This is a genomic window from Amycolatopsis sp. lyj-112 (assembly GCF_046549055.1).
In the GTDB taxonomy this organism is placed as follows: Bacteria; Actinomycetota; Actinomycetes; order Mycobacteriales; family Pseudonocardiaceae; genus Amycolatopsis.
The window spans coordinates 743,392-760,778 of sequence record NZ_JAJPWS010000002.1 but is presented as its reverse complement, the minus strand read 5'-3'; the positions used below and the strand labels follow the sequence as shown (position 1 = coordinate 760,778).

Here is a 17,387-nt window from a genome sequence, read left to right as displayed (position 1 = left end):
GGCGAAAAGTGCTGGTCACGGGAGTTGTCCACAGGTAGGGGCCGTTGTGGACAACTCCTGTGGGTAAGTGAAGCGGATTCGGGTCATGCGCCAGGGGTGAGGGACGCCGAACGTCATGAAAGGGTCTTTCAGGACGAAAAACGTCCTGAAAGACCCTTTCATGACACCAACCGCTAAAGCTCAAGCGAGCCGAGTACGAACGGGCCTCCCACGCGGGGGCAAGGCGCGAAAGGACCGTTCATCACCCTCCTCGCCCCGTCTAGGTCCGCGGCCGCGGCGACGGCTTGAAGTCGTCGTCCTTCGCGACCGGAATCGCCACCACCGAGAGCCGGCGCCGTCCGGGCAGCGCGGCCACCAGGACCACGCCGAGCAGCAGCATCGCGGTCCCGCTCCAGAACATCGGAACAGTGTCGTACGCGCCGTTGGTGTAGGCCAGGTTCTTGACCGGGCTCTTCGGCGCCGCGCCACCGTTGTAGCCCGCGGGCGGCGGGGTCACCGTGCCGCACTCGACACCGCCGGTGGGGGCGTACGCGCGGGCGATCTGCTCGCCGAGCGAAACCTGCGCCAGCGACGACGGCAGCTTCTTGGCGGCCTCCGGCGGGAGCGCCTTCTGCAGCGCGGTGGTCGGCAGGATCTGCAGATCCAGCAGTCGCGCGGAGGCACCCATCTGGAAGCCCTTGAACGGCGAAGTCATGTCGCTCGACTTCTGGTTCAGCCCGGCGATCGACAGCTTCAGCACCCCGAGGTCGAGGGTGAGCCCGTTCCCGGCCTCACCGCCGGGAAGCTGCTTCGTGGCGCCGTCCAGCATCTCCGCGAGCCCGCCGATGACCGGCACGTTCTTCAGCTGCTCGAAACCGGGGGTCTGCTTGAGCGACGGCAGCGGGATGCCGATCGGGATGTCCTTGGCCGGGTTGTTCGCGTCGAGGGTGAACAGCACCTTGTCGCCGCGGACGATCTGCAGCACCGGCGCGGTGTACTCGACCTTCGACGTCTTCTTGTCGCCGGTCGAGGTGACCCGCAGCGTCGGCTGGCTGGCGACCTTGATCGTCAGGCCCAGCGGCGTGCCCTTGAGCAGTTCGATGCTGGCGGCTTGGAGGGTCGACGTCGATTCGACGGCCTTGTTCTTCGAACCGGGGATGTCCACCAGCCGCACGGTCGAACGCGACGACAGCGTGTTCGGCAGGCTCAGCACGGCGCCCTTGCCGTCGCCGCTGGTGCTGGTGCCCGAAAGCAGTCCGCCCAGGTTCGCCAGCGGTCCGGGCAGCCCGGACAGACCGGCCTTGAGCTGGTCGCTCGCCGCGGTCAGCTGCTCCGCGCCCGGGATGTTCGGGATGGTCGGCAGCAGCGCGAGGTTCGCGATGGAGGTACTCGAGTCGGCGATCGTGCCGACGCACGGCCCCAGCGTCGGGCTCCAGCGCGCGTGCGCTTCACCGTTCAGCAGACCGAGGTTGAACAGCGGGTTCTTCGGCGCGTTGAGGCCGCCGCTGATCGGCTTCGGATTGTCCGGCAACGCCGTCTGCACGAGGCTGCCCGGCGTCTGCGGCGCGTTACCCGCGGCGGACAGGCCGAACGGCGACGACTGCGCGATCGACCGTTCGTAGCTCAGGTAGGCCTCGGAGTTGGCCTGGGCACTGGAAAGCCCCATGCCGGCTTCGACCGCGGACTGCTTCGGCAGCTGGTCGCTCACGCCGGGAAGGATGGCGCTGGTCGGAACGGCGTTGGGCAGCAGCCGCAGCACTCCGAGCGCGGCCCCCGCGTCGCCCACCGCGCGGCCGAGCGGCTGCGGTCCGATCGGCGCCGACATCGGCGGCTGTCCCGGATTGGCCGGATCGGGAATCGGCGTGGTCGGGATGTTCTGGGCCGTCGCCGGTACCGCGGTCAGCAGGAGCAGAGCCGCGGCGGCCGGAAGCGCCAGCACACGGGGCATTCGTTGCCGCATGAACAGGTCCTCCAGTGGGGATGGGCCGATCTTGGGGGACTGAGACCGGCGTCATAGGACACTAACGACGGTGGCCGGAGAAGGTGACGTTCAACCCCTCCGCTACACTTGGCCGCGTCATCGGGTGCGAGCCCGGTGTCTGCCGCCTTAGCTCAGTCGGCCAGAGCGATTCACTCGTAATGAATAGGTCAGGGGTTCGATTCCCCTAGGCGGCTCCGCAGGTCAGGGCCCATCCGGAACACTTCGGATGGGCCCTGACTCGTCTGGTGAGTGACTAAGTGGGTGGCCAAGCCGCCTGATCCTCAGGTCCGGAAAGTTCGGCAAAGTTCACCCGTTCCGGGGGATGGTGGTCCAGCGCCGTCGCGCCCGACTCGATCACCGGCCGGTTCTGCTTCCGGTAGATCAACTCCGTCACGGACGGTGCTGCAGTGCTCGGCCAGCCGGGAGATCTCCTCCATCGCCAGCCCGCCGCCTGGCCGGATCGATTCGAGGCTGTGTCGCAGTTCCCGAAGGAGCCCACCAGGGCGGGCTAAGCAGGCCGCCTTGATCACCTGGAGGAAGCCCCGCTGGACGTTGTTGACGTCTCGCTCGGGGCCGACGTTGGTCGCGAACACCAACCCTTCTCGTGCCAGTCGCTGTCGGCGGGCCATCCGGCTACTCATGTCTAGTCGTTGCGCGGCCACCTGGCCTGAATGGAGTTGCAGGGTTGTAACACGACGGCAACGGCGAGCGTTTCTAAGGGCTACCTGTCGACCCGACCCGGTGGCAGGCCACCTTAGGAGTACCTATGCCCGACCTGTCTGAAGAGTGGACGTCCGGTTTCTGGAGCTACGTTCGTAAGGACGACGCCTCGACCAAGGGGAAGCTGAGCGAGATCCGAGAGGATCTAATCGGCATGTACGCACTTGAAACAGGTGATCAGCTCAAGATTTTTCAGGATACTGACACGATCGGTTGGGGTGAAAACTGGGAGGGTGCGCTCGGTTATGGAATCAGAAGGACGGTGTTCTTTATTCCACTGATTACCCCGAACTACTTCAAGAGTGATGCGTGCAGAGATGAACTCCTTTCCTTTTATCAACTTTGCCAGTCGCGCGGCCTGAAAGGATTGATTCTTCCGATTATTATAACCGGAAGAAATAAAATTCAAGTCGACCACGAAGACGAGTTGGTTCGAATTATCGCTAAGGCCAACTATGAGTCTTTCGAAGATATATGGCCCAGCTCGCGAGATGGTGAGGCGTGGATCTCGGGAATACGCAGGCTTACGGGAAAGCTGATCGATGCCGAACGGCGGGTCGAGGAGCAGCTTCCGGCGATACTGCAGAATGAACTTCGGGCTAGTGGGTACGATCCCTCGGGTTCTCCTGTTGTTCCGTTATCAGGAGAGATGGAATCTCCCGGGCTCATTGAGATTGCAGAAGAGTTTGAGCCACTTGTCCCGTTGGTCCAGGCCGCGGTGGAGCGGGCAGTGGCAGATTTTATGTCTCTTTCTGCCTTATTGGCAGAGTACGGTGACAGGGCAAAGTCGTCTGGCGATAACCCAACTTTATATAAGGCGACAATCCTCAATATGGCTAGGGCGATCGAGGAGCCTACGGTCGACTTTGTGAGTTCTGCCAGTGAGGCACAACGTATCGTGCTCGAGGCGGACTCTTTCTACAAGCGGTACAAAACGATTGTGAACTCTGAGCAAGACGAAAGAATAATGGCGCAATTCCGCGCGCAACTCAATGCTGAAACTGGGAATCTTCGTGAGGTTGCAGCGGTCGCAGATCAATTGGACGACGTTGCGACGTTGATTGCAAGTGTTGAGAACATTAGCACTGTTCTGCGGCGTTCTTTGCGGCCTGCCAATCGCGGAATCAAGATGCTGAGCGACGCGGCTCGCACGGTAGCAAGTTGGGCACCCGATGACGACGTAACCCGGTAGTTGGACCGCGATTTCTCGCGGCTTGCGCCGTCGCAGTGTTAAAGGAGGCTGAACGGCGGTAAGCGGTGGAATCCTCCACCTGGCGCTGTTTCAGCCACTTTCAGTCCTCGGTGAGCGACAATCTGGGTGAGGACATCCGTGGACGATCGGAGACGTAAACGTGCTGGGCATGGACTTGTTGATCAAGGTCAACAAGTAATGAATAGGTCAGGGGTTCGATTCCCCTAGGCGGCTCCGCAGGTCAGGGCCCATCCGGAACACTTCGGATGGGCCCTGATCCGTTTCCGGTCCCGGCCATCGAGCTGGTGAGAACACCGCGCGAAATTCACCCGTTGGGGTCGCTGCGAAGGAACATCCGGGACAGCGAAGTGCCCACTCCCATCAGGTGATCGACGAGGGTGTCCGCGTCGGCTTCGAGCAGTCCGGAGCGCCAGGCGAGCATGGTCTCCACGAATCCGCCGATGCCCAGCAGGACGTTGACCCGGAACTCCAGATCGTCCACATCGGCCTTCAGATGCGGCCGCGCCAGTTCGATGAGCAGGCCGGTGGTCTCCTGGACGGTCTGCCGCCGGAGCTGCTCCAGTACGGCGCTGCCGGAGTGGTCGCCGAACAGGATCTGCGCCCGCGCGGGTTCTTCCTGGATGTGGTGCACGACGACATCGAGGGCGGCGCGGAGCTGGTCCAGCGCCGGCCGTTCGATCTGCTCGGCGACGGCGTCCAGGAGCATCCGCAGCGTCTCGTCGCGAACCTGTTCCCACGCGATCGCGAGCAGTTCGTCGCGGTTGGTGAAGCTCTCGTAGAAGTACCGGTCGGTGAGGTTCGCCCGCGCGCAGACGCCGCGCATGGTGACCGCGGCCCAGCCTTGTTCCTGCCAGATGTCCGTGGCGGCGCCGAGCAGGGCGCTCCGGCGTTCCACTCGGCGCTGGTCTGCGGTTTTGCCGCTGTAGCGGCGGGACGCGGTCACCCCTCCATCTTGACAGCAACTGCCTTCAGATTCATTCTGAGGGCATGCGACCGCAGAATGGCCTGCGCCTCATCCGGAGCGGGGTGGCCGCCGCGCTGACGTCCGCCTTCGTGCGGCCGATCACCACGGCGATCCCGGCCAACCGGGCCGGAATCGCGTTCTCCCGCCGGTTCATCGCGAGCAGTCTGTGGCTGGCGTCGCCGCCGCTCAAAGGCAGCCGGATCGAGCCCGGCGTCCGTGGCGAATGGGTTCACGGTCCCGAGGTCGGCGACAGTGACGCCGTCGTCCTCTACATCCACGGCAGCGGCTACGCGCTCTGCTCGGTCCAGACCCACCGTGGGCTGACGACGCGGGTTTCCGCAGGCACCGGGCTGCCGGTTTTCGCCTGCGAGTACCGGCTCGCGCCCCGGCATCGGTTCCCGAACGCCGCCGACGACGTCCGCGCGGCGTACGACCGGCTCGTCGAGCAGAGATATCAACGGATCCTGGTCGCGGGCGACTCCGCGGGCGGGCATCTGGCCGTCGACCTCGCCGCGCAACTGATCCGGGAGCGCCGGGTCCCGCCTGCCGCGCTGGCCCTGTTCTCGCCGCTGTTCGACGTGACGTTCTCCCTGGCGGCCGAGCGCGAACGCATGCGCCGGGACCCGATGATCTCCGCCGCCGCGGCCGCCAAGCTCGTCGGTCTGTACACAGTGGACGCCGACCTCGAATCCGCTCGGCTGCGCTTCGCTTTCGACGACCTCGACGGCTTCCCGCCCACGCTCATCCAGGCCGGTGGCCGGGAAATGCTCGCCGCGGACGCCATCGAACTGGCCAGGGCGCTGCGCCGGACGGGAGCGCTCTGCGAACTGGACGTCGTCCCCGGCCAGATGCACGTCTTCCAGGCACTGACCCGGTTCATTCCCGAAGCGGGGCCGGCGATGGACCGCGCCTGCCGGTTCCTCACCGAGCACCTGGCCGTCGCCGATGTCGCCGATGTCATCAAGAGGGAGGCTTCGTGACCAAGCGAACCCGAGGCGCGCACGCCGTCGTCACCGGCGCCGGAAGCGGGATCGGCCGGGCGATGGCGGCCGAGCTCGCTCGTCGCGGCAGCCGCGTCGTCTGCGCCGACATCGACCTCGACACCGCCGAGGAAACCGCCGTGATGCTCAAAAAGGACGGTGGTGAGGCGGTCGCCGTCGCCTGCGATGTGTCCACTGTGGACGAGGTCGCCGAACTCGCGAACCAGGCTCGCTCGTGGCTCGGCCGCGATCCCGATCTCGTGGTCAACAACGCGGGGATCGGCGCCGGCGGCAAGCTCGTCGGGGAGAGCCCGCTGGGCGACTGGCAGCGGACCCTCGGCGTGAACCTCTGGGGCGTGATCCACGGATGCCACACCTTCCTGCCCGCCATGCGCGCGGCGAAGGCGGGCGGTGTCATCAACGTCGCTTCGGCCGCCGGATTCACCGCCGCGCCGATGATGGCCGCCTACAACGTGAGCAAGGCCGGGGTCGTCAGCCTCTCGGAAACCTTGGCCGCCGAGCTGTCCGGCACCGGTGTCGCGGTCACCGTGCTGTGCCCGACCTTCGTTCGCACCAACATCTTCGGCGGCGAACTCATCGACGCCGCCGCGAGCGGGCTCGCCCGGCGGATCTCCGACCTGGTCGGATTCTCCCCGGAGCGCGTCGCGCGGATGACCCTCGACGCCCACGATCGCGGGCGGCTTTACGTGGTGCCGCAGCCCGACGCTCAGCTTCTCTGGCACGCCAAGCGTTTCGTGCCCGTTCCGTACACGCGGATCGCCGGTCTCCTCGGCCGGTTCCTGCCCGCCGACAAGGAGAAGTGATGTCCTACGACTTCGCCGCGATGCTCCAGACCATCAAGGACAAGCAGTGGTCGCTGGCCGACATCGACTGGGACGCGCCCGGCGCCGAGACGATGACCGACGAACTGCGGGCCAAGATGCGGCCGTTCATGGCCGATCTGGTGTGGATCGAGCACGTCGGCGCCCGCGGGTTCGCCTCGCTGGCCAAGAAGGCGCCGACGCCGGTGATCCAGGAGATCTACCGGTACTTCCACGCCGAGGAACAGAAGCACGCCAACGCCGAACTGGCGTTGATGAAGCGCTGGGGGATGCTCGACGAGAACGGTTCGATGCCCGAGCCGAACATCAACGTCAAGCTGGCCATCAAGGTGCTCGACGACTACGGCGACACGTTGCCGCTGACGGCGTTGGCCACGCTCATCCCGCTGCTGGAGTGCGCGCTGGACGGGGCGCTGGTGAAGTTCCTGCTCGACGAGGTCTCCGATCCGGTGTGCCATCAGGTGTTCCGGCATATCAACTCCGACGAGTCCCGGCATATCGCGGCGGATTTCGAGGTGCTGGAACTGATCGGTGCCGGCTCCACGCACAAGCTGCTCACCGAATCCCTCGGCTCGCTCAAACCGCAGATCGTGCTGGGCCTGATCGTGGTGTTCGTGCCGCTGATCAACCGGATGCGGGACAACATCGTGGCGATGGGCCTGCCGGAGAAGAAGCTGTACAACGCGGTCAAACGGTTCTCCACCATCGGCGGCCGCGGCGAGTTCACCAAACGCATCCCGGCCTATCACGTGCTCAAGGCGCAGGCGTCGATGATCGTCGACCGCTCGCATGTCTACCACCGGTTCCTCGCCGACCCGATGGTCAAGGTGACCCGCCTGATTCCCGCGCGGCTGCTGGGCAAACCGCAGTCGTGGACCGAGGAGATCACCCACGAGCCGGTCGCGTCATGATGCTCGGCCGGTTCGAGGGCGAGGTGCTGCGCGGGACCGAGTGGTTCGGCCACGACTTCGCCGGGCAGCGGGTCGCCGTCGTCGCACCGGGCCGTGAGGCCGCGCAGATCGTGCCCGAAGTGGTGGCCACGGCGCTTTCGGTGAAGGTGTTCCAGGAGGAGCCGGACTGGGTGGTGCCGATGCCCGTTCCCGGTCCGACCGTGGTGGGCGTCGCCGTCGCCCGGGTCTTCCTGCGGTGGCAGGTGAAGGATCCGTGGCTGCGCAGGCTGCTGACGCCGGACCGCCGGTTCGGTTCGCGGAAGACCGCGCCGGGCCTCGGCTACTACGGCGCCCTGCGGCGGCCCGGCTGCAAACTCATCACCTGGCCCGTCTACGCCTTCGCACCCCACGGAATTCGCACCGCCGAAGGCATCGAGCACCGCGCCGACGTCGTCGTGCTCGGCGCCAGTTCGCTCTTCGCTCCGGAAGGACGTCCCGTATGACCCCCGACCACGAGATCGCGATCATCGGCGGCGGTTTCTCCGGTATCGGCGCCGCGATCCTGTTGCGGAAGGCCGGTTTCGACGACTTCCTCATGCTGGAGGAGGGCGACGGCGTCGGCGGCGCGTGGCACTGGAACACCTACCCCGGCGTCGCCGTCGACATCCCGTCGTTCAGCTATCAGTTCTCCTTCGAGCAGATCTCCGGCTGGTCGCGGGTCTACGCGCCGGGCCGCGAACTCAAGGCCTACGCCGAATACTGCGTCGACAAGTACGACATCCGCCGCCGTACCCGCCTCGGCGCCAAGGTCGTCGCCGCGACTTTCGACGACGAAACGCATCTGTGGCGGCTCGACACCGCCGACGGCTGGTCGATGACCGCGAGGTTCGTCGTGGGCGCCACCGGTGTGCTCACCCAGCCGAAGCCACCGGACATCGCCGGGCTGGCCGGCTTTCGCGGCACGATCATGCACACCGCCCGCTGGGACCACAGCGTCGATCTGCGCGGCAAACGCGTCGCCGTCGTCGGGACCGGGGCCTCGGCCGTGCAGGTCATCCCGTCCATCGCGCCGGACGCCGGGCACCTCACGGTGTTCCAGCGGACGCCGATCTGGTGCCTGCCCAAACCGGACGCCGCGCTGCCGGGGGCGGCGAGGGTGGCGCTGCGGCGGCTGCCCGGGGCGAAACGGCTTTCGCGCCTGGCCAGCCAGGCCCTCGTCGAGCTGACCTTCCCGCTGGCCGCGCATTTCCACAAACTCCTGCCGACGGCGGGTGCGGGCGAGCGGATCGGGCGGGCCCATCTGCGCCGCGCGGTCAAGGATCCCGAAACGCGCGAGAAGCTCACCCCGCGTTATGCGCTGGGCTGCAAGCGCCCGAGCTTCTCCAACGAGTACCTGCAGACGTTCAACCGGGACGACGTCACGCTGGAGACCACGAGCATCGACACGATCACCGAGACCGGCGTCCGCACCGTCGACGGCACCGAGCACGCGGCCGACGTCTTGGTGCTGGCGACCGGGTTCAAGGTGTTCGAGAAGGGCAACATGCCCGCGTTCACCGTGCGCGGGGCCGACGGCGCCGATCTGGAGAAGTTCTGGGCGGAGAACCGGTTCCAGGCCTACCAGGGCGTGAGCGTGCCCGGCTTCCCGAACCTGTTCACCATCCTCGGGCCGTACGGCTACAACGGTTCGTCGTACTTCAACCTGATCGAGACCCAGACCGCGCATATCGTGCGGTGCCTGAACAACGCGCGCAAGACCGGCTCCACCCGCGTCGAGGTCACCCAGGCGGCCAACGACCGGTACTTCCGGTCCATGCTGGACCGCCGCAAGCACCAGGTGTTCTTCCAGGACAGCTGCTCGCTGGCGAACAGCTACTACTTCGACGTCAACGGCGATGTGCCCTTCCGGGCGTCGCCGACGCTGGAGACCATGGTGACGAGCCGGTTCTTCGACCTCGACGACTACGCCTTCGCGGCCGGCCGGTGAACACTGGCTGAAGTCCGCCCGGCGACGCCACGACGGGCCTTACGTTCGGTTTCCACCGACGTGGAGGCTGGTCTTGGAAGGCTTTCCCTGGGACGTCCTGCTCGCGGTGGTCGGGATCGTCGTCCCGGCCGCCGCGTTCCTGTGGGAGTTCGCGCTCGGCGGCCGGAAACGGCTCGGCTACCGCGTGCAGATGGACACCCCGACGGCGTCCGAGCGCGGTTTCGCGCCCTCGGCCGACGCGCTGGCGCAGTTGCAGCACGAGAACGGCGACCGGCTCGTCGACCCGTCGTTCGTGCTGCTGCGCATCGAGAACAGCGGCACCACCGACATCGACACCGACGACTACGCGGTCAACGAGAACGACCGCGTCGGCGTCCGCGTGAAGTTCCCCGGCCGCACCGTCGCCGGGATGGTGGTGACCGAACTCAGCTCGTCGCATCTGCACGAATGCTTCGGCGACGACTCGGGTTTCGGCGCGCGCGACGAGAATCCCGAGCGGCCGGTCGGGGTGATCGACCTGCCGAGGGTGCCCCTGAACCGCGGCGCGCACTACAAGATCCTCGCCGTGCTCGACCGGGTTCCCAACGGCACGACCGACGAGTTCGACGATCCTCAGGTCGTCGGCGAGATCAAGGGCGGCAGCCTCCGCGAGACCACGAGCCGCACCGGGCCGACCGGATCGGTGATCGCGCTCATCTGCTTTCTCGTGGTCGTCAGCATCTTCCAGCTGACCCGCTCGCTGCTCTTCGACGCGAAGCCGCCTCCGCTGGACTGCGCGTCCGGCCAGCTCGTGATCACCGGGTCGACGGCGTTCGCTCCGGTGCTGAAGGAAGCGACGTCCTCGTACGCGAAGACGTGTCCGGGCACGTCGTTCACCTTCGACAGCCGGGGCAGCGCGGAAGGGCTCGGCAGCCTGAACCAGGCCGGGCAGAAGGACGAGAACCCCGGCGTGCTGGCGTTCTCCGACGGCGCGAAGGGGGAGGGCTTCCCGCGACTGCTGCCGCGTCCGGTCGCGTTCTCGCTGTTCACGCTGGTGGTCAACAAGGAATCCGGCGTCCAGGACCTGTCGCTCGCGCAGATCCGGGACGTCTACGACGGGAAGATCGCGAACTGGAAGGACATCGGCGGCAAGGACCTGCCGGTCCGGCTCGTCGACCGGCATTCCGACTCCGGCACGCGGCGGACGTTCGAGGTCCGGATCCTCGAAGGCAAGCGGGAACCGGGCGACAACTCCGACGACTGCCTCAAACAGGCGCCGGGAGCGGCACCGGGTGTCGTGCGCTGCGCGAGGCCGTCCACGAACGACGTCCTCGACGCGATCGCGCGGGTGCCGGGCGCGCTCGGCTACAGCGAACTGGGTGCGGCGACGAAACGCCAGGACGTGCTGCCGGTCCGGATCGACGGCCACCAGGCGACGCTGGAGGGCGCGGTCCACGCGGCGTATCCGCTCTGGGAGACCGAGTACGCGTACACCTTCGGAGAGCCGAAGGCCGACTCGCTCGCCGCGAGCTTCCTGCGCTACCTGACCAACCAGGTCGGCAAGGACATCGTCCGCTCGCACGGGCACCGGCCCTGCGCCGAGCTGGCGAATCCGGTCCTGTGCCGCCCAGGTACGTGAAGGCCACCTTGAGGGACTCTGAATCCCTCAAGGTGGCCTTCACGGAATGCCAGGGTCAGGCAGGCGGCTTCAGGGTGACGACGGTGGCGGTGGCTTCGCCGCGCGGAGTCCGGTACTTGATGTCGTCGCCCTCCTTGGCGCCCACGAGCGCGAGGCCGAGCGGACTGTCCGAAGTGACCGCGAAGGCGTCGGAGTCCTCACCCGGGATCGTGACGATGTGGAACTCGTCCTCGTCGCCGGGGGCGAACCTGAGGGTGACGGTGGTGCCGTCGGGAAGCAGGCCCTTGGTGCGCCCGCCGTGCTCGAGTTTCGCGGCGACGTCGGAGATGCGCCTGTCGAGATAGGCGGCGGCCTCCGCGCGGTCCAGCACTTCCGCCTGATCGGCGGCGTCGCCGGTTCGTTCCTGCTCGCCGACGATCGGCGCCATCGCGTCGCGCTGCGCGCGCAGATCCGCGAGTTCCTTCTCCAGCTGACGGCGCGCGGCCGGGCTGAACCCGTTGTCCCCTGTGGTCACCATGCCGCGCATTGTCCGCTACAGAAGGGCCGCTAGCCACCTAGATTTTTCACCCGCTGTGATCGATCGGGACGCACGGCCTAGGATTCAGGGCCCCAGTCCTGACTACTTGGTGTAAGGATCTTCGTGACCGTCGTTCCCGGCCGCAGTGTGCGGCTCTCGCCCAATCAGCTGCAGAAACAGGAGCAGATCGTCGAAGCGGCGCGCGCCGTGCTCGCCAGGGACGGTCTCGCCGGCTGCACCGTGCGGGCGATCGCGGAAGCCGGACCGCTCACGAAGAGTGCGATTCATTACTACTTCGCCGACATCGATGTCCTGATCGACCGCGCGATGGCGGCGCACATCACAACGTTCACGGCCGATTTGCGCAAAATCGCGGACGAACACGATCACCCGGACGAGCGGCTCTTCGCCGCGCTCGAGGCGTTTCTCGCCGAGTTCGCCGAGCACCCGAACGCCGCGTTCCTCTGGTTCGAGTACTGGATCGCGGCCGGCCGCGCGCAGCACCCTCAGGCCATCGACGTCATGCTGACGTCGATCACCGAACTGCTCGCCGAACTCCTCACCCCGCTCGACGTCGAGGACCCGCGGGCGCGGGCGAGGGCACTGCTGTCCTACCTGCTCGGCGCGATCGTCCAGCAACGTGTCCGGCGGCGGCCGTTCGCCGCGCTGCGTGGCGACATCGAAGCGCTCTGTTTCGCGAACTACGGCTAGAAATACGCATTAGATCCGTACCGTTACGGATTGTTCGATCCGTCCGGCTCCGGCCATGGTGAGGTGCCTTTCCCTTCCCTTGCCTGAGAGCTAGGAGACGACGATGCGCATAAGACGGTGCATGGCCGCGGCGATCGCGGCCGTCGCGGCGTTCACCATCCCGGTCGCGGCCAGTCCGGCGACCGCCGACCAGCAGGCCGAAGAGGCGCAGGTCCAGATCTACGAGGTCTTCGGGACCGGCACTTCGCAGCAGCGCACCCAGATCTCCCGGCTGGGGGTCGACGTCCTCGGCTCCGCGGGCGGCACGACCACCTTCATCGGCGAAGAGATCGACGCGGCCAAGATCCGCTCGCTCGGCTACCGGGTCGAGCAGCGCGGCGTCGTCGACCGTTCGCCCGAGGTGAGCACGAACGCGATCAACGACTTCCCGCCGTCCGACTCCGGCTTCCACAACTACGCCGAGGTCGGGACGGAACTGCGCAACGCCCAGACGAACTACGGCTCCGTCGCGCGGCTGAGCAGCGTCGGCAACTCGTACCAGGGCCGCGCGCTCAACATGATGAAGATCAGCGACAACGTCGGGACCGACGAGAACGAGCCCGAAGTCCTCTTCACCTGCAACCAGCACGCGCGCGAGCACCTCACCACCGAGATGTGCCTGCGGATCGTGAACCGGTTCACCCAGGGCTACGCGTCCGACCCGGCGATCAAGCGCTTCGTCGACAGCACCGAGATCTACGTGATCCCGAACGTCAACCCGGATGGCTCGGAGTACGACATCTCCGGCGGCAGCTACAAGTACTGGCGCAAGAACCGCCAGGGCAACGGCACCGATCCCAACCGCAACTGGGCCTACAACTGGGGCTGCTGCGGCGGTTCGTCGGGCTCGACGGGCAGCGAGACCTACCGCGGACCCTCGGCGTTCTCCGCCCCGGAGACCAGGGCCGTGTCCAACTTCGTGAACTCGCGGAAGATCGGCGGCGTCCAGCAGATCAAGGCGAGCATCGACTTCCACACCTATTCGGAGCTCGTCCTGTGGCCGTTCGGCTTCACGTACAACGACACCGCACCGGGCATGACGGCGGCCGAGGCGCAGCGGTTCCAGCAGCTGGGCAGGCAGCTGGCGGCGACGAACGGCTACACGCCGCAGCAGTCGAGCGACCTGTACATCACCGACGGGACGATCGACGACTGGATGTGGGGCACCCACAAGATCCTGAGCTTCACCTTCGAGATGTACCCGCGGGGTTCCAGCCCCGGTTTCTACCCTCCCGACGAGGTGATCGTCCGGGAGACCACGCGTAACGACAGGGCCGTGGACCTCCTGCTGAACACCGCCATCGGCTGACCGGCGGCCAAGTTCCGTGAAGGACTCCTTCCCTGCTCTCAAGGTAGGGAAGGAGTCCTTCACGGACATTCGGCATAGGGTGCGGGCATGCCGCTGTTCGAATTCGAGGGGCACCGTCCCCAGGTGGATCCCGAAGCGTGGATCGCCCCCACCGCCACCCTGATCGGCGACGTCGTCGTCGAGAAGGGCGCGTCCATTTGGTACGGCGCCGTACTGCGCGCCGACTTCGGGAAGATCGTCATCCGCGAGGGCGCCAACATCCAGGACAACTCGGTCATCCACGTCAACGACGGGGTCACCGAGGTCGGCAAGAACGTCACCGTGGGCCATCAGTGCCTGGTGCACGACTGCACGATCGGTGAGCAGGCGCTGATCGGGAACGGCTCGACGGTGCTCGACAAGGCGCAGATCGGGGCGAAGGCCCTGGTCGCCGCCGGTGCCACGGTGACGCCCGGCATGGTCGTCCCGCCCGAGACGGTCGCCATGGGCAGCCCCGCGAAGAAACACGTGCCGCTCGACGGCAACGCGAGGATGTGGGTCGAGCACAACGCGGCGATCTACCAGCAGCTGGCGCGCCGGCACGCGGAAGGCATCAAGCCGATCGACTGACGCACACCCGTGATCAGACGGCGAACTCGCGTGATCAGACGCGTAACTCGCGTGATCAGCCGGACGACACGGCTCCGCCCCACGTCATCACCGTGTCGTCCGCTCAATCACGCGTGTGGCGCGTCTGATCACGCGTGTGGCGCGTCTGATCACGCGTGTGGCGCGTCTGATCACGCGTGTGGCGCGTCTGATCACGCGTAATCCCCGAATCGAGTTTGACTCTCCAGTAACTGGAGACCTTAGCTTCGGCCGTATGGCACCGAAGACCAAGAAGAAGACGTACCAGGCGACGCTCGAGCTGGCCGCGGGTAACGCGCCGGTCGTCGACCTCGGCAAGATGCTCGGTCAGACCGGCGTGAACCTCGTCGAGCTCAAGAAGACCTACGACGCGGCGACGGCGGCGCAGCGCGGCGACATCGTCCCGGTGGTCGTGTCGGTGTTCGAGGACCGCTCGTTCGAATTCCGGCTGAAGACCCCGCCGACGTCGTTCCTCATCAAGAAGGCCCTGGGAGGCAAGGGATCCGGCCGTCCGGGGCACGAGGTCGCCGGAAAGCTCAGCCAGGAACAGCTGCGCGAGATCGCCGAACGGAAACTGCCGGACCTCAACACCGGCGACCTCGGCGCGGCCATGCGCACGGTCGCGGGCACGGCCCGTTCGATGGGCGTCGCGATCGAAGAGCCGTGACGCGCAAGCATGTGATCGTCCCGCCTTGCGCAAGGGAACCCGTGGCTCGCCGGAACCGGCGCGGCACCGCGACTCTCCCGCGCCGGAAACGCTTGGCGCGTAGTACATGTGACGCCCTGCCCGGGCTGCGATCGGACGTCCGGGGCGTACCCGCCGTTGGTGTGCCGAACATCGTCCGCATGCCGAGTCCCGCTCGAGCCGGGTGCACTAGGCTCTGTGTGCACCAGCGACTGGCGCCGTATGAGGTGGAGCACCACCGGGAAGCGAATTCAGGCCAGCACCGCGCGCCTGGGTGACGGCCACTCCTGAGCCGGAGTACGCCATGACACACCAGCCAGAACTGTCCGCGCTCGCCGCCACCGACCCGCAGATCGCCGGGCTCGTCGAGGACGAGGCGAAGCGTCAGCACGAAAAGATCCGCCTGATCGCGTCCGAGAACTACGTCTCCCAGGCCGTCCTTGAAGCGACCGGCACCGTCCTCACCAACAAGTACTCCGAGGGCTACGCCGGCAAGCGCTACTACGAGGGCCAGCAGCTCATCGACCAGGTCGAGACCCTCGCCATCGAGCGCGCGAAGGCCGTCTTCGGCGCCGACCACGCCAACGTCCAGCCGTACTCCGGCTCCCCGGCGAACCTCGCCGTGTACCTCGCCTTCGCGAAGCCGGGCGACACCGTGCTCGGCATGGCGCTGCCGGACGGCGGGCACCTCACGCACGGCTGGAGCGTCTCCGCGACCGGCAAGTGGTTCACCCCGGTGCGCTACGGCGTCCGCAAGGAGACCGGCCGCGTCGACCTCGACCAGGTACGTGAACTCGCGCTGCAGCACCGGCCGAAGCTGATCTTCGCCGGCGGCACGGCCATCCCTCGCACCATCGACTTCCCGGCGTTCGCGGAGATCGCCCGCGAGGTCGACGCCGTCCTCGTCGCCGACATCGCGCATATCGCCGGGCTCGTCGCCGGCGGCGCGCACCCGTCGCCGGTCGGGCACGCGCAGGTGATCACCACGACCACGCACAAGACGTTGCGCGGCCCGCGCGGCGCGATGATCCTTTCCGACGCCGACCACGCGAAGGCCGTCGACAAGGCGGTGTTCCCCGGTCTGCAGGGCGGCCCGCACAACCACACGACCGCGGCGATCGCGGTGGCGCTCGGCGAGGCGCAGAAGCCCGAGTTCCGGGACTACGCGCACGCCATCGTCGCCAACGCCAAGGCGCTGGCGGAGGCGCTCGTCGAACGCGGCTACGACCTCGTGTCCGGTGGCACCGACAACCACCTGCTGCTGATCGACCTGACCAGCAAGAACGTGCCGGGCAAGCCGGCCGCGCAGGCACTGGACCGGGCCGGGATCGAACTGAACTACAACACCGTGCCGTTCGACCCGCGCAAGCCGTTCGACCCGTCCGGCATCCGGCTCGGCACCTCCGCGATCACCACCCGCGGGCTCAAGCCGGAGCACCAGGTCCAGGTCGCGGACTGGATCGACCGCACGATCACCGCGGCCGCAGCCGAGGAGCCGTCCGCTTTGGACACCATCGCCGCCGAGATCCGCGAGTTCCTCGCGCCCTTCCCGATCCCGGGCTACTCGGCCTGACACCCCCGCGTTTAGTCCTCTAGTTGCGGTTCGGCGTGGGCGGTCGTGAGTGGCGATTCGGCCTGACACCCCCGCGTTTAGTCCTCTAGTTGCGGTTCGGGAGTTGGACGTGACGAAGGGGCCCTTCACCGCATCAGATGCGGTGAAGGGCCCCTTCGGCTTTCGGCTACGAACTAGTGAGCGGCCGGACCGTCGACGGCCTCTTTGGCCAGCCGGTCGGTCTCGCGCTCGAACGAACGCTTGATCTCGGCCTCGGCGTCGGAACGCCCGACCCAGGACGAGCCCTCGACGCTCTTGCCCGGCTCCAGGTCCTTGTACACCTGGAAGAAGTGCTGGATCTCGAGCTTGTGGAACTCGTTCAGGTGGTGGATATCGCGCAGGTGCTCAAGGCGCGGGTCGTTCGTCGGGACCGCGAGGACCTTGTCGTCCGGGCCCTTCTCGTCGGTCATCCGGTACATGCCGATCGCGCGGCAGCGGATCAGGCAACCCGGGAAGGTCGGCTCCTGGACGAGGACCAGTACGTCGAGCGGGTCGCCGTCCTGGCCGAGGGTGTCGTCGATGAAGCCGTAGTCGGCGGGGTACTGGGTGGCGGTGAACAGGGTCCGGTCCAGTTTGATGCGACCGGTCTTGTGGTCCACCTCGTACTTGTTGCGCTCCCCCTTGGGGATTTCGATAGTGACGTCGAATTCCACGCCGGCCTCGCTGCTCTCGTCTTTGGTACGCCCCGCCGTCGCGGACGGCTCACCGAAATC

General features: G+C 66.8%; 16 protein-coding genes and 1 tRNA gene. 13 read left to right on the top strand and 4 right to left on the bottom strand.

Annotated features, from left to right (window positions below; all coding sequences use genetic code 11):
• Positions 1 to 259 precede the first annotated feature (259 nt).
• A complete protein-coding gene (locus tag ACLJRL_RS10430; RefSeq protein ID WP_410655878.1) occupies positions 260 to 1,939 on the bottom strand; it encodes a hypothetical protein in 1,680 nt (559 codons plus the stop codon).
• Positions 1,940 to 2,080: 141 nt separating this feature from the next.
• On the opposite strand from ACLJRL_RS10430, the gene ACLJRL_RS10425 reads away from it, so the two are divergent.
• Positions 2,081 to 2,154, top strand: a tRNA-Thr gene (locus tag ACLJRL_RS10425).
• Between the two features lie 572 nt (positions 2,155 to 2,726).
• Entirely contained in the window at positions 2,727 to 3,872 is a 1,146-nt protein-coding gene (locus tag ACLJRL_RS10420; RefSeq protein ID WP_410655877.1) for a TIR domain-containing protein, read from the top strand.
• 325 nt (positions 3,873 to 4,197) lie between these two features.
• Here ACLJRL_RS10420 and ACLJRL_RS10415 read toward each other — a convergent pair whose 3' ends face one another.
• Complete coding sequence (locus tag ACLJRL_RS10415) at positions 4,198 to 4,836, bottom strand: TetR/AcrR family transcriptional regulator (protein WP_410655876.1); 639 nt, start codon at positions 4,834 to 4,836, stop codon at positions 4,198 to 4,200.
• A 44-nt stretch (positions 4,837 to 4,880) separates the two neighbouring features.
• On the opposite strand from ACLJRL_RS10415, the gene ACLJRL_RS10410 reads away from it, so the two are divergent.
• The 6 genes from ACLJRL_RS10410 (at position 4,881) to ACLJRL_RS10385 (ending at position 11,174) form a co-directional block, all read left to right on the top strand.
• Complete coding sequence (locus ACLJRL_RS10410; RefSeq protein ID WP_410655875.1) at positions 4,881 to 5,837, top strand: alpha/beta hydrolase; 957 nt, start codon at positions 4,881 to 4,883, stop codon at positions 5,835 to 5,837.
• Positions 5,834 to 6,661 (top strand): SDR family NAD(P)-dependent oxidoreductase, encoded by an 828-nt coding sequence (locus ACLJRL_RS10405; protein ID WP_410655874.1) that lies wholly within the window; start codon positions 5,834 to 5,836, stop codon positions 6,659 to 6,661. The genes ACLJRL_RS10410 and ACLJRL_RS10405 overlap by 4 nt, the downstream gene beginning before the upstream one ends.
• A complete protein-coding gene (locus ACLJRL_RS10400) occupies positions 6,661 to 7,590 on the top strand; it encodes a ferritin-like domain-containing protein (protein WP_410655873.1) in 930 nt (309 codons plus the stop codon). The genes ACLJRL_RS10405 and ACLJRL_RS10400 overlap by 1 nt, the downstream gene beginning before the upstream one ends.
• Positions 7,587 to 8,072, top strand: a complete 486-nt coding sequence (locus tag ACLJRL_RS10395; RefSeq protein ID WP_410655872.1) for an FAD-dependent oxidoreductase — start codon at positions 7,587 to 7,589, stop codon at positions 8,070 to 8,072. The genes ACLJRL_RS10400 and ACLJRL_RS10395 overlap by 4 nt, the downstream gene beginning before the upstream one ends.
• Positions 8,069 to 9,556: a flavin-containing monooxygenase gene (locus tag ACLJRL_RS10390; RefSeq protein ID WP_410655871.1), complete on the top strand. Its 1,488-nt coding sequence runs from the start codon at positions 8,069 to 8,071 to the stop codon at positions 9,554 to 9,556. The genes ACLJRL_RS10395 and ACLJRL_RS10390 overlap by 4 nt, the downstream gene beginning before the upstream one ends.
• Before the next feature lie 73 nt (positions 9,557 to 9,629).
• Complete coding sequence (locus ACLJRL_RS10385) at positions 9,630 to 11,174, top strand: PstS family phosphate ABC transporter substrate-binding protein (RefSeq protein WP_410655870.1); 1,545 nt, start codon at positions 9,630 to 9,632, stop codon at positions 11,172 to 11,174.
• Between the two features lie 55 nt (positions 11,175 to 11,229).
• On the opposite strand, the gene ACLJRL_RS10380 is transcribed toward ACLJRL_RS10385, so the two are convergent.
• Positions 11,230 to 11,691, bottom strand: coding sequence for a GreA/GreB family elongation factor (locus ACLJRL_RS10380; protein ID WP_410655869.1), 462 nt, complete (start codon positions 11,689 to 11,691; stop codon positions 11,230 to 11,232).
• A gap of 123 nt (positions 11,692 to 11,814) precedes the next feature.
• Here ACLJRL_RS10380 and ACLJRL_RS10375 point away from each other — a divergent pair, with 123 nt between their 5' ends.
• From ACLJRL_RS10375 to glyA, 5 genes are all read left to right on the top strand, one after another.
• Positions 11,815 to 12,402 (top strand): TetR/AcrR family transcriptional regulator, encoded by a 588-nt coding sequence (locus ACLJRL_RS10375; RefSeq protein ID WP_410655868.1) that lies wholly within the window; start codon positions 11,815 to 11,817, stop codon positions 12,400 to 12,402.
• 121 nt (positions 12,403 to 12,523) lie between these two features.
• Positions 12,524 to 13,750 (top strand): M14 family metallopeptidase, encoded by a 1,227-nt coding sequence (locus tag ACLJRL_RS10370; RefSeq protein WP_410656166.1) that lies wholly within the window; start codon positions 12,524 to 12,526, stop codon positions 13,748 to 13,750.
• Positions 13,751 to 13,837: 87 nt separating this feature from the next.
• On the top strand, positions 13,838 to 14,359 hold the full coding sequence (locus ACLJRL_RS10365) for a gamma carbonic anhydrase family protein (RefSeq protein ID WP_410655867.1): 522 nt from the start codon (positions 13,838 to 13,840) through the stop codon (positions 14,357 to 14,359).
• Positions 14,360 to 14,612: 253 nt separating this feature from the next.
• On the top strand, positions 14,613 to 15,044 hold the full coding sequence (locus ACLJRL_RS10360; protein WP_410655866.1) for an uL11 family ribosomal protein: 432 nt from the start codon (positions 14,613 to 14,615) through the stop codon (positions 15,042 to 15,044).
• A 322-nt stretch (positions 15,045 to 15,366) separates the two neighbouring features.
• Positions 15,367 to 16,635 (top strand): serine hydroxymethyltransferase, encoded by a 1,269-nt coding sequence (gene glyA / locus ACLJRL_RS10355; protein ID WP_410655865.1) that lies wholly within the window; start codon positions 15,367 to 15,369, stop codon positions 16,633 to 16,635.
• Positions 16,636 to 16,808: 173 nt separating this feature from the next.
• Here glyA and ACLJRL_RS10350 read toward each other — a convergent pair whose 3' ends face one another.
• Positions 16,809 to 17,327, bottom strand: coding sequence for an inorganic diphosphatase (locus ACLJRL_RS10350; protein ID WP_410655864.1), 519 nt, complete (start codon positions 17,325 to 17,327; stop codon positions 16,809 to 16,811).
• Between the last annotated feature and the right edge of the window lie 60 nt (positions 17,328 to 17,387).

Excerpts from the sequence above, each read along its gene's own strand:
- glyA (WP_410655865.1), top strand. The coding sequence starts at position 15,367 with ATGACACACCAGCCAGAACTGTCCGCGCTCGCCGCCACCGACCCGCAG.
- ACLJRL_RS10410 (WP_410655875.1), top strand. The coding sequence starts at position 4,881 with ATGCGACCGCAGAATGGCCTGCGCCTCATCCGGAGCGGGGTGGCCGCC.
- ACLJRL_RS10395 (WP_410655872.1), top strand. The coding sequence starts at position 7,587 with ATGATGCTCGGCCGGTTCGAGGGCGAGGTGCTGCGCGGGACCGAGTGG.
- ACLJRL_RS10360 (WP_410655866.1), top strand. The coding sequence starts at position 14,613 with ATGGCACCGAAGACCAAGAAGAAGACGTACCAGGCGACGCTCGAGCTG.
- ACLJRL_RS10370 (WP_410656166.1), top strand. The coding sequence starts at position 12,524 with ATGGCCGCGGCGATCGCGGCCGTCGCGGCGTTCACCATCCCGGTCGCG.
- ACLJRL_RS10390 (WP_410655871.1), top strand. The coding sequence starts at position 8,069 with ATGACCCCCGACCACGAGATCGCGATCATCGGCGGCGGTTTCTCCGGT.
- ACLJRL_RS10400 (WP_410655873.1), top strand. The coding sequence starts at position 6,661 with ATGTCCTACGACTTCGCCGCGATGCTCCAGACCATCAAGGACAAGCAG.
- ACLJRL_RS10365 (WP_410655867.1), top strand. The coding sequence starts at position 13,838 with ATGCCGCTGTTCGAATTCGAGGGGCACCGTCCCCAGGTGGATCCCGAA.
- ACLJRL_RS10380 (WP_410655869.1), bottom strand. The coding sequence starts at position 11,691 with ATGGTGACCACAGGGGACAACGGGTTCAGCCCGGCCGCGCGCCGTCAG.
- ACLJRL_RS10420 (WP_410655877.1), top strand. The coding sequence starts at position 2,727 with ATGCCCGACCTGTCTGAAGAGTGGACGTCCGGTTTCTGGAGCTACGTT.
- ACLJRL_RS10430 (WP_410655878.1), bottom strand. The coding sequence starts at position 1,939 with ATGCGGCAACGAATGCCCCGTGTGCTGGCGCTTCCGGCCGCCGCGGCT.